The 14,918-nt window shown below is 64.3% G+C and carries 15 protein-coding genes; 11 read left to right on the top strand and 4 right to left on the bottom strand.

Going from position 1 to position 14,918, the window contains the following annotated elements:
• Positions 1-125 precede the first annotated feature (125 nt).
• Positions 126-383, bottom strand: coding sequence for a twin transmembrane helix small protein (locus CGS25_RS14690; protein WP_089031252.1), 258 nt, complete (start codon positions 381-383; stop codon positions 126-128).
• A 156-nt stretch (positions 384-539) separates the two neighbouring features.
• Here CGS25_RS14690 and CGS25_RS14695 point away from each other — a divergent pair, with 156 nt between their 5' ends.
• The 6 genes from CGS25_RS14695 (at position 540) to CGS25_RS14720 (ending at position 6,574) form a co-directional block, all read left to right on the top strand.
• Entirely contained in the window at positions 540-1,289 is a 750-nt protein-coding gene (locus CGS25_RS14695) for an SURF1 family protein (RefSeq protein ID WP_101675925.1), read from the top strand.
• 5 nt (positions 1,290-1,294) lie between these two features.
• Positions 1,295-1,906 (top strand): hypothetical protein, encoded by a 612-nt coding sequence (locus CGS25_RS14700; protein WP_089031250.1) that lies wholly within the window; start codon positions 1,295-1,297, stop codon positions 1,904-1,906.
• Positions 1,907-1,983: 77 nt separating this feature from the next.
• Positions 1,984-3,045 (top strand): COX15/CtaA family protein, encoded by a 1,062-nt coding sequence (locus CGS25_RS14705; RefSeq protein WP_089031249.1) that lies wholly within the window; start codon positions 1,984-1,986, stop codon positions 3,043-3,045.
• The gene (gene cyoE, locus CGS25_RS14710) at positions 3,042-3,938 is read left to right on the top strand and encodes a heme o synthase (protein WP_089031248.1); all 897 of its coding nucleotides are present in this window, start codon (positions 3,042-3,044) and stop codon (positions 3,936-3,938) included. Before CGS25_RS14705 ends, cyoE begins: the two co-directional genes overlap by 4 nt.
• Before the next feature lie 242 nt (positions 3,939-4,180).
• A complete protein-coding gene (locus CGS25_RS14715; RefSeq protein ID WP_101675926.1) occupies positions 4,181-4,768 on the top strand; it encodes a LemA family protein in 588 nt (195 codons plus the stop codon).
• Between the two features lie 12 nt (positions 4,769-4,780).
• Positions 4,781-6,574 carry a M48 family metalloprotease gene (locus tag CGS25_RS14720; RefSeq protein WP_101675927.1) on the top strand — a complete coding sequence of 598 codons (1,794 nt, stop codon included), beginning with the start codon at positions 4,781-4,783 and terminating at the stop codon, positions 6,572-6,574.
• A gap of 185 nt (positions 6,575-6,759) precedes the next feature.
• Here CGS25_RS14720 and CGS25_RS14725 read toward each other — a convergent pair whose 3' ends face one another.
• Complete coding sequence (locus CGS25_RS14725) at positions 6,760-7,923, bottom strand: GNAT family N-acetyltransferase (protein ID WP_269800694.1); 1,164 nt, start codon at positions 7,921-7,923, stop codon at positions 6,760-6,762.
• 139 nt (positions 7,924-8,062) lie between these two features.
• On the opposite strand from CGS25_RS14725, the gene CGS25_RS19305 reads away from it, so the two are divergent.
• A complete protein-coding gene (locus CGS25_RS19305; RefSeq protein ID WP_089031244.1) occupies positions 8,063-8,635 on the top strand; it encodes a cold-shock protein in 573 nt (190 codons plus the stop codon).
• Positions 8,636-8,693: 58 nt separating this feature from the next.
• A complete protein-coding gene (locus tag CGS25_RS14735; protein WP_089031243.1) occupies positions 8,694-10,229 on the top strand; it encodes a sodium:solute symporter in 1,536 nt (511 codons plus the stop codon).
• A 25-nt stretch (positions 10,230-10,254) separates the two neighbouring features.
• Here CGS25_RS14735 and CGS25_RS14740 read toward each other — a convergent pair whose 3' ends face one another.
• Together CGS25_RS14740 and CGS25_RS14745 are read right to left on the bottom strand one after the other, a co-directional pair.
• Positions 10,255-10,902, bottom strand: a complete 648-nt coding sequence (locus CGS25_RS14740; protein ID WP_198588814.1) for a hypothetical protein — start codon at positions 10,900-10,902, stop codon at positions 10,255-10,257.
• Positions 10,899-12,176, bottom strand: coding sequence for a sialidase family protein (locus CGS25_RS14745; protein ID WP_089031242.1), 1,278 nt, complete (start codon positions 12,174-12,176; stop codon positions 10,899-10,901). The genes CGS25_RS14740 and CGS25_RS14745 overlap by 4 nt, the downstream gene beginning before the upstream one ends.
• A gap of 257 nt (positions 12,177-12,433) precedes the next feature.
• On the opposite strand from CGS25_RS14745, the gene CGS25_RS14750 reads away from it, so the two are divergent.
• The 3 genes from CGS25_RS14750 (at position 12,434) to CGS25_RS14760 (ending at position 14,827) form a co-directional block, all read left to right on the top strand.
• Positions 12,434-13,156: an START domain-containing protein gene (locus tag CGS25_RS14750; protein WP_101675929.1), complete on the top strand. Its 723-nt coding sequence runs from the start codon at positions 12,434-12,436 to the stop codon at positions 13,154-13,156.
• Positions 13,157-13,260: 104 nt separating this feature from the next.
• Positions 13,261-14,097 carry an SDR family NAD(P)-dependent oxidoreductase gene (locus CGS25_RS14755; RefSeq protein ID WP_101675930.1) on the top strand — a complete coding sequence of 279 codons (837 nt, stop codon included), beginning with the start codon at positions 13,261-13,263 and terminating at the stop codon, positions 14,095-14,097.
• A 148-nt stretch (positions 14,098-14,245) separates the two neighbouring features.
• Positions 14,246-14,827, top strand: a complete 582-nt coding sequence (locus CGS25_RS14760) for a DUF938 domain-containing protein (RefSeq protein ID WP_101675931.1) — start codon at positions 14,246-14,248, stop codon at positions 14,825-14,827.
• The last annotated feature ends 91 nt before the right edge of the window (positions 14,828-14,918 follow it).

Consider the following 14,918-nt stretch of genomic DNA (forward strand, 5'->3'; position numbering starts at 1 on the left):
CGCTGGACGCTGGACGCTGGACGCCGGACGCTAAACCCGGCCCGGAAGGGAACGGTGTATTTTCGGCCAGTCAGTAAACACACCGCTCCTTTCAGGTTAGGGGTTTAGCGTCCAGCGTCCGGCGTCTAGCCTCTGGCGTCTCCCTGTTCAATAATCTGACCATCGCGGGTGCCCGGGTTGACGTCGTGGGGCTTGATCCAGCCCATGTACATACTCAGCAGAATAAACAGGAACACCGCCGCCGAGAAACCGACCCGCCAGGCCAGCGCACGCATGGTCTTGCCTTCACCACCCTGGTTACGCACCAGGGAAAACAGCGCCCTGGCCAACGCGACCACCGCCGCGATCAACAGAACGATGACGATCAGTTTCACCCACCACATAGATTCTTTTCCTACCGTCGAGCGTCGTATTTCCGCCGGTCTCGCAATCCAACAAGCATTTCCCGGCACCTTTGCTACAATGTGCGCCCATTGTAGCCGCCGCCCGGCGAGATGTCCGTGATTAAGCGGCCCGCCGCGCTCTGTCCGAGGTGTTCCATGCCCCCTCGCCCCGCCCGTTTCTCGCTGATCGGCCTGTTGATGAGCTTGCTGGTGCTGGGCGTTTGCCTGAGCCTTTCCTGGTGGCAATGGCAGCGCGCCGGCGAAAAGCGCGCCTGGCTGGCTGACCAACGGGCCAAGGCGGCGTCGGCGCCGGTCGCCCTGGAACGCGCCGCCGCCATGGACCAACCGCAACATCAGCCGGTGCGCGTGGGCGGCGAGTTGGATAACGCCCATCCGGTGTTGCTGGACAATCGCACCTACCAGGGCCGTGCCGGCTACTACCTGCTCTCGCCGCTGCGCACCCCCGGCGGCCGCTGGGTACTGGTGAATCGGGGCTGGCTGCCCGCCGCCGCGTCCCGTGACACGCTGCCGCCAGTGCCGGCGGTGAGCGGTCCAGTCACGGTGTCCGGCACCGTTTACGTACCGCCGGCTAACGCTCTGGTACTGAAAAACATTCCACTGCCGGAAAATCAGTGGCCGTTAAGGGTGCAAAAGGTCGATTTTGCAGCCATCGGCGCCCGACTTGGGGTAGAATTGGCGCCCTTCGAGATCCGGGTCAGCCCCGATCACCCCCTGGGTGATGGCGCGCCCTTGCCACGGCCCTGGCATGAAACGGACGCCACCATCAGTCCGCAACGGCATATTGCCTATGCCATTCAGTGGCTGGCGCTGGGCCTGGCCTCGGTGGTGGTTTTCATCCTGGCCAGCCGCCGCGGCGGCCGTCGCCGAGATCAACGCAACCCTTGAGCGCCATGTCCCCACGTAGCAAAAGCACCCTGACCCTGTTGGCCATCATCAGCCCTTTCGTGCTGTTCTTTATCGTTGGCCGTTACTTCTTCAACCCTTGGGAATTGCCACGGGTCAATAAGGGACAACTGATCATTCCGCACATTCCGATCGCCGACCTGGGCCTCAAGGAGCCCGGCGGCGGCGCGTACAACGCCGAGGACACCGACGGCATGTGGACGCTGCTGTACGTGGCCGGCGAACAGTGCGATAAAGCCTGCAAAAACGGCCTGTACTATCAGATGCGTCAGGTTCGCCTGACCCTTAACGAGAACGCCCACCGGCTGCGCCGGCTGGTGATTCTGACCGGCACGCCGGATGCGGATTTCAAACAGTTTCTTAACGAGAACGTGGCCGGCATGGAACAGGCCACCGGTGAATTGGACTCACTCCGCGATGCCCTGGAGCCGGTTTACCCGGCGCAAGCCAGCGCGCCGCTTGGGGATATCTTCGTGGTCAGCCCTGACGGGCAGATATTTCTGCGCTATCCCACCCACGAGAGCATGGACGCCACCCTGGTAGAGGCGGAGAACATCCGTCTGGATCTGGAGCGCACCCTGAAGGGTTCACTGATCTGAGGTCGCTCGCCCCAACCGCGCATGGCGGCACCCGTCGCCATTCATGTATCGGATGAAATCGGACAGGCTTTGACACCATGCACACCCTGACGTCTTCGCAAATCTGGCTGCGTCGCTTCGCCGTTCTGGCTCTTTTCCTGGCGGCGGGAGTGATTCTTCTCGGCGCCTGGACCCGGCTCAGCGACGCCGGCCTGGGCTGCCCCGACTGGCCCGGTTGCTACGGCCATCTGGACGTTCGCAAGGCCATGGCGCACGTGAACGAGATCAACACCAACGAGCCCGGCGTGCTGCGCGAAGCGCACAAGGCAGTACCGGAAATGGTGCACCGCTACGTCGCCTCCACCCTGGGGCTGGTGATCCTGATCATCGCCGTGCTCAGCCTGATCAACCGAAAACGGCACAAACAGCCCTTAAAGCTGCCCGTGTTTCTGGTGGCGCTGGTGATTTTCCAGGGCATGCTGGGCATGTGGACCGTGACCATGGGGCTGCAACCGACCATCGTGATGCTGCATCTGCTCGGCGGCTTCACCACCTTCACGCTGCTGGTGCTGCTGGTGGCGCGGCTGTACCGCTGGCCGCATTTTCTTAATGACTGCGACGTGCTCAGTATGAAGTCCCTGGCCGGGCTGGCGCTGGCCGCGGTGGTGCTGCAGATCGCGCTGGGCGGCTGGACCACCGCCAACTACGCGGCGGTGGTTTGCACCGAATTCCCGATTTGCGAACAGGGCTGGACCGAGCACCTGGATTTCGATGAGGCCTTTATGTTCTGGGGCCACGTTCACGACAAACCGGACTACGAGTTCGGCGTGCTGGAGAACGATGCCCGCACCACCATCCATGTGATGCATCGGTTCGGCGCCCTGCTCGCCAGTGTCCTGGTGCTGTTGCTGGTGGCGCGCATTCTGCGCCGCGCGCGCAGCACCTTCTTCCGCCGCTTCGCGGTGGTGATTCTGTTGTTGCTGGTGATGCAGGTAGGCCTGGGAATCAGTAACGTGTGGTTCTCGGTGCCACTGCCAGTGGCCGTGGCCCATAATTTTGGCGCCGTACTGCTGCTGGTCTCGCTGGTGCTGTTCATCCGCTCGATCAACGTAAAGTGCGGTTGCCGCCACCCCAAGCTTGAGGAGGACCCCAAGCCATGACAACCGAGACCGCCCAATGGCGTGACTACCTGGCGCTGACCAAGCCCAACGTGGTGGTGCTGCTGATGGTCACCGCGGTGGCCGGGATGTTTCTCGCCACCGACCCGCCGGGCATGGTGCCCATGAGCACCTTTATTCCCGCTTTCGTGGGCCTGTCTCTGGCAATGATGGCCTCGGCGGCGATCAACCAGATCATGGACCAGAAAATCGACGCGATCATGAAGCGCACCGAAAAGCGTCCGCTGGTGGCCGGCCGCCTGTCGCCCCGCGCGGCGGTGATCTTCGCCGTGGCGCTGGCGGTCGCTTCGATGGTGATGCTGTATTTTCTGGTCAATCCGCTGACCGCCTGGCTGACCCTGTTCGGTTTTGTCGGCTATGCGTTCGTTTATACCCTTTATCTGAAACGGGCGACGCCGCAGAACATCGTGATCGGTGGTCTGGCCGGCGCCATTCCGCCCCTGTTGGGCTGGGCCTCGGTGACCAACTCCCTGGACCCTTACGCGTGGCTGCTGGTGCTGATCATCTTCGTCTGGACGCCCCCCCACTTCTGGGCCCTGGCGATTCACCGCGCCGACGAGTACGCGAAAGCGGACGTGCCGATGCTGCCGGTTACCCATGGCATCCCGTTTACCCGGGAATCGGTGCTCTACTACACCATTTTGCTGTTCATCTGCTCCCTGCTGCCTTACCTGACCGGCATGAGCGGCCTGATTTATCTGGTCACCGCGGTGGTTCTCGGGGTGATTTTCCTGGTCCACGCCGTGCGCCTGCGCTTCTCCAGCGACCCGAAGCTGCCGATGAAAACGTTCGGCTATTCGATCGTCTATCTGTTCGTGTTGTTCACCGGTTTGCTGGTGGACCATTACCTGCCCCTGCACCCGCTTAACGGCTGATCCCTCAGGGTGTGGCCCGGTCGCTTGACGGCAGGGCCACGCCGGTATCCAATCCGTGCGGATAAAGAAGGTCCGTCGCCCGGCGTGGGCAGCGCTTGCGTCGCCCCGTCCGACGGACTCCACGCGGCGCTGATAACAACACAACAATGATATCCACTGGCTGCTGAACCCACCCACCTGAAGCAAGAGTGCGCGACGGGTTTATCGGCCGCGCCGGAATGCTCGACTGTCAGGGGAAAAAGATGGGGAGCTGGCTGTTTTTCGCGGTCATTGTCGCCGCGCTGGTCTATCTGGTAATGGTCTATAACCGTCTGGTCACGCTGAGAAACCGCTTCAAGAACGCGTTCGCCCAGATCGATGTTCAACTGCGCCGCCGTCACGACCTGATCCCCAATCTGGTGGAAACCGCCCGGGCTTATCTGAGCCATGAGCGCGATACCCTCACCCAGGTGATCGCCGCCCGCGATCAAGCCGCCAGCGCCCGCCGCGATGCCGCCGCGCACCCCGACGACAACGCCGCCATGGGCCGTCTCGGCCAGGCCGAATCCCTGCTCTCCGGTGGGCTGGCCCGCTTTAACGCGGTGCTCGAGAACTACCCGGACCTGAAAGCCGACCTCACCCTTTCACAGTTGATGGAAGAACTGACCAGCACCGAAAACCGCATCGGTTTCGCCCGCCAGGCGTTCAATGACACGGTGATGGACTACAACACCTGCCGCGAGCAGTTTCCCAACAACTTCATCAGCGGCTTGTTTGGCCCGTTTCGGGCCGCCCAACCACTGGAAATCGACCTGCCCCAGGCCCGCGAGGCGATCCAGGTTTCGTTCTGATCCCGAGCGCCGATGAATTTTTTCGACCAGCAAAAGAGCGCCCGGCGCCGCACCGCGCTACTGGTGCTTTATTTCCTCCTCGCCACGCTGGCGGTGATCGCCTCGCTCAATCTGGTGGCCTGGCTGATCAGCAGCGCCGAGCCTCTGCCTCTGTGGTGGCGCAGCCCGGGCGCGCGCTGGCTGACACTGGCGATCGTGCTGGTGATTGCCTGCGGCTCCCTGCACAAAGCCTGGCAACTGCGTGAACAGGCCGGCGGCCTGCCCGGCCTGTTGGGCGCCGAGCCCGTCGGCCCACGCCCGGCGCACCCCGGCCAGCGGCGCCTGCGGCAGGTAGTGGAAGAAATCAGCATCGCCGCCGGCACCGGTGTTCCTCGCCTGTACGTGCTCAGTGAAGAACACGCCATCAACGCCTTTGTCACCGGCCTCGGCCCGGCGCGGGCGTCGCTGGTGGTCACCGCCGGCGCGCTGAATGCGCTCACCCGGGACGAGCTGCAAGGCGTGGTGGCCCACGAGTTCAGCCATATTCTCAATGGCGACATGCGGCTGAATTTGCGCCTCATCGCTCTGCTCGCCGGCTTGCTCGCCGTCGCCCGGCTGGGGCTTTATCTGTGCGACACCGACCACCGCCAGCGTCGTCTTGGGGCCACCGTATTGCTGGGCCTGCCGTTGGTGCTGGCCGGTTACGGCGGGCTGTTCTGCGGCCGCCTGATCCGCGCCGGCATCGCGCGTCAGAGGGAACGGCTCGCCGACGCCTCGGCGGTCCAGTTCACCCGTAATCCGGGCGGGCTCGCCGGCGCCCTGATCAAAATCCAGCACCATGGCGGCTCCTACCTGCGCGGTCCCTATGCGGAAGACGTCAGCCATATGGGCTTCGCCGAGACCCTGTCATTACGCTGGCGCGGCTGGCTGGCGACCCATCCCACCCCACAACAACGACTCGCCGCGCTCGGGCCGGACTGGCCGGCGCGGTCTCGCGCGCGCACCGCGCCAGCCCGTAAGCCCACCGCCGCGCCCTCCACGCGGGTAGGCGCGCTCAACGGCGTCAACCTGGGATACGCCCATACCCTGGTCGAGAGCATCCCCGCCGGTCTGCGCCACGCGCTGACCACCGTGGAGGGCGCCGAATGTGTACTGTATACCCTGGCGTTGGGGTCACTGGAGCCACCGCCGGCGTTGCGCGCCGGCCGCCGGGCGACCCTGGTCAGCGAGGTGCGCGCGCTCGGCACCCGACTGCGGCTGCCGCTGCTGGATATGGCCCTGCCCACCCTGCGCGCGCTGGAGGAAAGCCGCCGCCGGGTGATCGTTGAGCAGCTGCGTGCGTTGACCGGTCGCCAGGCGGACAAGGACCTGCTGTGTTGGGCGCTGGCGGCACTGGCGGAGAGAGACCTGGCCCCCTCGCCGAGACCGCCGTTGCCGCTGCCGACGATTCGCCGCCTCGGCGCCGTGGCCGGGGAAATACAGGTGCTGTTCTCGGCGCTGGCCTGGGCCAGCACCTCCGCCCGCGGCGGCGCGCTGGCCACCTTTCTCAATACCACCCGGGGCCTGCTGCCCCCCGGGCGGCTGCTGCTCACCCCGGATCGCTGCCGGGCACCGCGACTGGACGCCGCCCTGCGCCGCCTCAACCGCCTGCTGCCGGTGCTGAAAGCGCCACTGATCGACTGCGCCGCGGATCTGGTGCTCTGGGACGGGCAGATCCAGGTCGCCGAAGCGGAATTGATGCGCGTGCTGTGCGCGCTGTTGGAATGCCCGATGCCGCCGTTGTTCAGCCGGGCGGAGGGAACAGGGAACAGTTCAGGTTCGTGGTGACCGGACCCGCTGGGCTTCGTGGACGGCCCGCAAGCGACAAGCCGCAAGCCACAAGCTAATAAGCCGCTCCGCATCGGCCGCGTGCCACTTGAAGCTTGAAGCTTGAAGCCATTCTCCACGAAGCACGGCCTCGCCCATGGCACGGCCGCTCCCCGTCCCCTTAACCTGTCCCCTGTTCCACCCGTTTATTCCTCCCGCCGATACGGCAGCAACGTACGCGCCTCGTCCCGGTAACCGATCACGTGGCGGGCTTCGCGTTGGCAGAAATCCGCCACCGCGTCGTGAAAGGCGGGCTCGGCGAGCCAGTGCAGGGAATGGGTGATCACCGGCTCGAAGCCGCGCAGAATTTTGTGCTCGCCCTGCACGCCGGGGTCGAATTCGCGCAGACCACGCTCAATGGCGAACTCAATGCCCTGGTAATAGCAGACTTCGAAATGCAGCGCGTCGTATTCACGCACGCACCCCCAGTAGCGGCCGTACAGGGTGTGGTCATCGAACAAGTACAGCCCGGCGGCCACCGGCTCGCCCTGGTGCCAGGCGAGGACCATGAGAAGCTGTTCACCCAGGGTCTCCGCCAGCCGCAGGAAGAAGCGCTCACTGAGGTAGGGGCGCTGGCCGCGCACCCGGTAGGTGTTGGCATAGCAGTGGTAGAAAAAGCGCCAGTGGTGCGCTTCGATCCGCGCGCCGCTGTGCCGGGTCGCGCTCAGCCCCTGCTCGCCAATACGGCGCCGTTCGCGGCGCACGCTCTTGCGTTTGCGCGAATTGAAGGCGCCGAGAAAATCTTCGAAGTCCGCGTAATCCCGGTTGAACCAGCGAAAATGACAGGCCTGGCGCCCGATCAACGGCAGCTCAGCGAGCACCTCGCGGGCGAGCTGATCAGGAAACAACAGATGCCAGCCGCTGGCACCGTGTTCACGGGCCCGTTCCTGCACGCCTTCCCAGAGTGCGTTGGCACTCCAGTCGCCACGCCAGCGCGGCCCCACTACCGGGGTAAACGGAATGGCGGTGACCAGCTTGGGGTAGTAGGGCAGGCCGTGCCGCTGGTAAGCGTCCGCCCAGGCAAAATCAAACACATATTCGCCGCGCGAATCGGCGCGCTGGTACAACGGCAGGAAATGATCGCCGCCGCCCAGATGGCACGGCGCCCAGCCACGGCGCGGATCAACCGCGCCGGTTTCTTCGAGGGTGTCGAGAAAAGCCGTACTAAGAAAGGGATACTGCATCGGTGCTCCAACGTCTCTGGCAGCCTGCCAGGGCGCTTTTGAAAGGCCCCCAGCATAGCGTTCCGGCTCGGCCCCGGCGAGCCATGGCCGTGGCGAGCGCCGGCCTGGGCGCCGCGCACATGAGATTGTGGCGGGCCTTGGTTACAATGGCCCGGCGACGACCCTCTTCAACTTCTCAGCGCGCCCGCTCCTGGTGTGACGTTTCGGGGCCACCAAGACGATCGGCCGGGCGGGCTGATCCAATAAAAAAGGTACGGATTGATCCATGAAAGTTTCCACGACACTGACGGTATTTTACTGTCTGGCCACCTTTTTCCTGGCCGTTACCGGCGCCTGGCTGCTGTTCGCGCCGCAGTCCTTCATCGTGCTGCTGCACGGCGGCGACCACCTGGTGATCTCCCCTCTGCTCAGCCAGCAAACCGCCCTGGGCCTGCTGCTGGCGGCGGCGGTGAACCTGGTCTGCCTGGTGGGTGGCCCGAGCCGCCTGCCCCTGCATGCGGCGGTGCTGATTTACCTGGCTGGCCTGGTGGCCAGCCACGGCGCCCCGGCTTTTGGCGGCGGCGCCTGGCTGTGGATTCCAGTGGCACTGTATCTTCTGCCGCTGTTGCCGTGGCGGCGCCTGGGCCGCGATCAACGCCGCCAGGGCGAGGTGAAGTGGTTCAACCCCAATAAGGGCTTCGGGTTTATCCTCGCCGACAACGGCGAGGAAATCTTCGTGCACTTCAAGGCGGTGCGCAATGGCGGCCGCCGCAGCCTGCGCACCGGCAGCCGGGTGCGCTTTACCACGCGCATGTCCGAACGTGGCGAGCAGGCGGACCAGGTGTACATCGAACAGTGATGATCCACCGCCATTGTTATGCCGGCTGTTATACTGGCGCGGCCCGGGCGGGCCGGCCATGACGCTCTCGGTGCTCGATTGGGCGGTGCTGCTGGCCTACCTGCTGGCGGTGTTGCTGATCGGCGTTTATTTCGCGCGCCGCAACACCAGTACCGAGGAGTACTTCGTTGGCGGGCGCCGTTTCAAAGGCTGGGTAATCGGTCTTTCCCTGGTCGGCACCTCAATCAGCTCGATCACCTTTCTCGCCTACCCGGCGGACGCCTTCAAGACCGCCTGGCTGCGCTATTTGCCCAATCTGGCCCTGCCGGTGGCGCTGGTTTTGGCGGCGTTCGTGTTTTTGCCGTTTTTCCGACGCGGCAACATGACCAGCGCCTATGAATTTCTGGAGCTGCGCTTCGGACCCAGCGTGCGCGTGTACGGCGCGCTGGCGTTCATCATCGCGCAGTTGGTGCGGCTGGCGATGATTCTTTGGCTGTTGTCGTTGCTGGTGCAACAGCTGCTGCCGGTATCGCCCACCGTGGCGATTGTCGCCGCCGGCCTGTTCGTCGGCGTGTACACCGTGATCGGCGGCATCGACGCGGTGATCTGGACCGACGTGCTGCAAACGGTGGTGCTGCTGATGGGCGGCATACTGTGTGTGTGGGTGGTGGTGGATGCCCTGCCCGGTGGCCTCACGCAGGTGTTCCAGGAAGCGGGCGCGGCGGGCAAGTTCGCCCTGGCGGAGTGGCAAGACGGGCAGCCGCGACCGGTCAATTGGGGGTTCTCGCTGTCGGAAAAGACCGCCACCATGATGCTGCTGATCGGCCTGACCAACTGGCTCACCGAATACTCCAGCAATCAAAACACGGTGCAGCGCTACTGCGCCTCGCGCTCCACCCGGGAAGCACGACGCGGGCTGTGGGTGTACCTGTTCACCGCCCTGCCGACCTGGGCCTTTTATATGCTGCTCGGCACGGCCCTGTGGGTGTTCTTCCAGCATCACCAGGACCAGATGGCCCAGGCGGTGCTGGCCGGCGAGGCGCGCGCGGAAACCATCATGCCGTGGTTCATTACCCGCTACCTGCCCTCTGGCATCGCCGGCCTGGTGGTCGCCGCGGCGCTGGCGGCGGCGATGAGCTCGCTGGATTCCAGCATCAATTCGGTGAGCACCGTATCGGTGGTGGATCTGTACCGGCGCCATCTGCGCCCTGGCGCCAGCGATCAACATTACCTGCGGGTGGCGAAGAGCATCGCCAGCGGCGTGACGGTGGCGATGATTCTGGGCGCCCTGTGGCTCAACGGCGCCAGCACCAGCACGCTGCAGGATACCTCCACCATTCTGGTGTCGCTGTTGGGCGGTGGCATGCTGGGGTTGTACCTGCTCGGTTTCTTCAGCCACCAGGGCAACGCCCGCGCCGCCTGGTGCGGCATTCTCGCCACGCTGGTGTTCACCGGCTGGACGGTGCTGGGCAGCAACGGCCTGCTGCCCACGGCGCTGAGCGCACCCTTCGATCTCTACTACACCGGTTTGATCGGCAACCTGATTATGCTGTTGGTGGGCTATGGCGCCGCGCGGCTATGGCAGAGCGCCCGCCGGACGGCGCCGGCGAGCTGATCGAAAGGGTCGCGACCCTTCCGAACTACCCTTCCGAGGCGGTGGCGACCGGTACCGGTTTGGCACCGTTGACTGCCGGCACCGCTTGCCCGGCCAGCCGTTCAGCGCGATTCTCACGCACCCGCAGCAAGCGGTCGCGGATCAGCCAGCCGGACGCCCAACTGACCAGCCAGGGGTCGATCAGGTAGTCCCAGAGGTTGTCCGATTGCAGCAGATTGAAACGGAACGCCACCTGCGCCGCGACCAGCAGCAGACAACTGGCGTACGCCCGGCTCAGCCAGGCGAACAGACCCACCAGCAGCAGAATGCCGCTGAGCAGAGTGTCACCGAAGCCAAGGGCGTAAGGATCGGCGTAGCTGGAACCCAGGCTCATCGGGTAGAACCACAGCGCCAGCACCACCAGGGTCAGACAGGCGGCGCGCAACTCGCGCACCGGCAGGGAGTAATGGCCGGTCAGCCGGTGCTGGATCGCCACCAGCGCCAGCAACCCGGTGGTGATACTGAAATCACTGAGGTAACTGAGCACCCAGCCGGATAAGCCCCAGGGGAACGGCAGCAGCGACACCAACAGGGTGACGCCCGCGACCAGCGCCCGCCAGGGCGCGGCCAGCCAGGTGGTAATGCGCAGCGCCATCGCCGTCAGCACCAGGGCGCAAATCAGTTCCGAGATCATCCCCTCTCCCCCTCTTCAGGCGCGGTCGCTGGCAACCATGCATGGCGAATGGCGCTTTTGTTCCAGGTATAGAGTATGTGGATGTCCCCGTTTCGCGCCTGGATCACGTAAGGGTAATCGTACTGGAACTCACAACCGGCCGGGTGGCATTTATTGTGCTCCACCCGGCGCTGAAACACAGCGGTGTGCTGATCGCCGCGAGTCTGCTCCAGTTCCTGCTTGATCATGGTCATGAACAAACGCTCATCCACGTTGCCGGCGCGCCAGCGGTGGCGATCATGAAAAGAGTAACGGGTGGTCCAGGTGGCGCCGCTGTCCAGCGTTTCTTTAAGGCACAGGTCATCGCGTTCTTTGCTGTTGCAGTTGGCCACCAATAGCCAATGATCCGGCGCCAGCGCCACGCCCCCCACCGCCGCGCTCGGGTTGACCAGATTGCCGCCGGCCAGCGGCGTCCAGTCCTCACCGCCATTGCGGGTATCGCTGCGGTAGATCATGCCCGGGTGGTCTTCGCTTTCATTGCGCAGATAGGCAGTGGCCCGGCGTGGCGAATCAACCAGGATCAGCGGCTGGATCGCCTTGCGGCCATGGCCGATGCGTTCCTTGTCGATAATATGGTTGTGCTTGTCGAGACGCAGCAGCTCACCGAACTTGCCAACCATCTCATGGTAGACCGGCAACCCCACGGTGCCGTCCGCGTAACGGATCGGCGGTGTTTTCACCAGGGTGCTGATGTTCATAAAGGGCGAAGTGGTGAGCGCCTCGTCAAAGTCCCAACTGCGCCCCAGGTCGTCGGACTCCAGCACCACCAGGCGGCTCGCCGCCCAGCCACCGAAACTCACCGCCACCACGAACAATCGCATGCGCCCGTCCGCGTCCAGCACTGGTACCGCGTTGCCAAGCTTGCGCACGTAGCGGCCCCACTGGCGGCTGAGCTGCTCACGGCTGAGCACGCTGGCTTCTTCGCTCCACTGGCCGCTGGCCGGGTCGAACAGGGCCGAATGAATGTCCACATCCGGCGCCCCTTCCCGGGAGCCGGCGAACCAGAATGCGCGAATACGCCCATCCGGCAGCTCGACCATGGAGGCGGCATGCACCAGCGCGGTACTGCCGTCGGAGGCAAAACGCATTTGCCACTGGTCGCCAATAGCATCGTGGGCCGGCACATAGTCCGGTTGGAAAGCGGGATTATGATTGCGATCAGACGCCGGAACGGCGACGAAATAGCCGACCACCAGCAACGCTGCTACCGCCCAATGAAATGCTTTACGTGCCATCAGAACCTGGCGAATTGTTATTGAGAAGAAGAATTGGTACCGAAGTCTAGCATTGCGTTCGGCCATACACCATGCGGCGAGGTGCACCCCCAAGCCGCATCATTCCGTCATTCGGGCCGTTCGACACGCGTCCTCCGCCCAGCGGACGCGATTAGCGGATCAGCGGCGCCCCACATCGGCGCCGCGGCCCGTCACCCGTGGCATACTAAGGAACCTCTGAACAATTCCTTGATGGTTCTGGCTCCGACAACATCAATATGCAAATAACAATATATGGCGCATTCGCTCTGCTGGTGATGCTGCTGGCCGGCAGCGCCGAGGCGGCCTCGCGGCCAGGCTGGGAGCTCATCAGTGAACGCAACGACATCCGTGTCTACGTGCACGCCAACGCCGACTCCCGGTTGAAAACCTTCCGCGGCGTGACCCGCTTCAAACTGGCCGATGAGTACGCCATGGTCGCGTTGCTCAATGACTATGATAGCTATCCGGATTGGCTGCATTTCGTCGACAGCGCCCGGGAGTTAAGCCGGGCCGGCCCACGATTGCGAAACATGCGCTTTACCACCCTGTTGCCCTGGCCACTGGCGGACCGCGAAGCGGTGCTGGAAAGCCGTGTCTCCCAGAGCGTCACCGACGCTGGCGGCAGCACCGTCACGGTAACGCTGAGCAACCGACCGGACCGGCTGCCGCCCAACCAGGATTACATCCGCTTTCCGGCTCTCGACGGCACCTTGCTGTTTGTGCGCGTCCCCGGTGATCAGGTGGAGGTAACCTATCAGCTGACCCTGGACGCCGGCGGATACATTCCCGCCTGGCTGGTCAACGTGCTGCTGCGCGACGCCCCCTATTTCACCCTGGAACGCCTGCGCCGCGTGGTGCATCGCCCGGAATACCAGGGCCACTATTATCCCTACCTGGACCTCAACGGCCCCGGCCGCCCAGAAGAGATTGAACCCCGCCCCCCGAACACTGAAAACTGAAAACTGAAAACTGAACACTCCGTCCCCCCAGCCCCCTGCAATTGGCCCCTTTGGAATTGTCATAGCCGCTACACTGCCGCGACGCATTAAACAGGACGGCAGCCATGAAAAACTTCAATGATAAAGTCGCGGTGATCACCGGCGCTGGTTCCGGCATCGGCCGGGCCCTGGCCCAGCAACTGGCCGCGCAGGGTGCCCGCCTGGCGCTCAGCGACATCAACGAAACGGGGCTTAACGAGACCGCCAGCCTGCTTGGTCTGGATGAAGACCGGCTGATCACCCGGGTTTTCGACGTCGCCAGCCGCGACGCGGTGTATCAGTTCGCCGAACAGGTGGCGCGGCACTTCGGTGCCGTGCATCTGGTGTTCAACAACGCCGGGGTGGCGCTCGGCGCCAGCGTTGAAGACATGAGCTACGAGGACTTTGAGTGGCTGATGGGCATCAACTTCTGGGGCGTGGTGTACGGCACCAAGGCGTTCCTGCCCCACCTGCGGGCCGCCGGGGAAGGCCATATCGTCAACGTTTCCAGCGTGTTCGGCCTGATCGGCGTGCCCACCCAGTCGGCCTACAATGCCGCCAAATTCGCGGTGCGCGGCTTCACCGAGTCGTTCCGCCAGGAGCTGGAACTGGACGGCGGCAACGTCTCTTGCACCAGTGTCCACCCCGGTGGCATCAAGACCAACATCGCCCGCAACGCGCGGATGGGCAGCGGCACGGAGAAAATCACCGGCAGTGACCCGGACAAAGCCCGCCGCGACTTCGAGAAAATGTTCCGCACCACGCCGGAAGAAGCCGCGCGCACCATTCTCAAAGGGGTTCGTGGTAACAAGCGCCGGGTGCTGATAGGCTCCGACGCCATGGCCATCGATGGCATGCAGCGGCTATTGCCCACCGTCTACCAACGCCTGATGGTCGCCGGACAGAGACGGATGCGCCGCTGAAGCGGCCAAACGCCCCTGTCTCGGGCACCCTTTCCGATCGCCGCGGTCTCAGCCCAGAAGCGAGACGTGGCTCCATCGGCGCGTCCGCCCCGGGGCGCGAGAGCGTCCACGGGTTTATTTCCGTGAAGCAGTGGCAAAGGCTGACCCCATGACCGCATCCTTTTCCCAGGCCGCCGAAAGCAACAAGGGGCCGATCGCCGAAGTGCTGGCCCACTACCTGCGCGCCGGCGATCTGCTGGAGTTCGGCGCCGGCACCGGCCAGCACGCGGTATGGCTGGCGCAACGTTTCCCCTCGGTGCGCTGGCGACCCGGCGAACAACCGGAAAATCTGCCCGGGCTGCAGCATCGTCTGGACAGCAGCCCGGCGGACAATCTGCAGGCCGCGATCATCCTGCGCGCCGAGGGGCATTGGCCCGAGCAGCAGTACGACTACATCTACACCGCCAACACTTTCCATATTATGGCCAAGCCCCTGGTGCGCCGCTGTATCCGGCAAATGGCCGCGCATCTGCGCCCCGATGGCCGGGTGTTCGTCTACGGCCCGTTCAACCAGGCCGGCAACTACACCAGCGACAGCAACCGCCGTTTTGATTTGCATCTTAAACAGCGGGATCTGGCCATGGGGCTGCGCGATCAGGAGTGGGTGGTGGCTGAATTCACCGGCCATCGCCTGGGCTTACTGGCCACCCACGAGATGCCCGCCAATAACCGTCTGCTGGTGTTCGGCTGAACAGGACTGGCGTCCGGCGCGACGGACGCGCAGACTGAAGCCCCGGAACGCCACCGTGACCCGGGTTCCGCGCGCGGCATAAACAGCAAAG

This window comes from Alloalcanivorax mobilis, assembly GCF_002864685.1.
Taxonomy (GTDB): domain Bacteria; phylum Pseudomonadota; class Gammaproteobacteria; order Pseudomonadales; family Alcanivoracaceae; genus Alloalcanivorax; species Alloalcanivorax mobilis.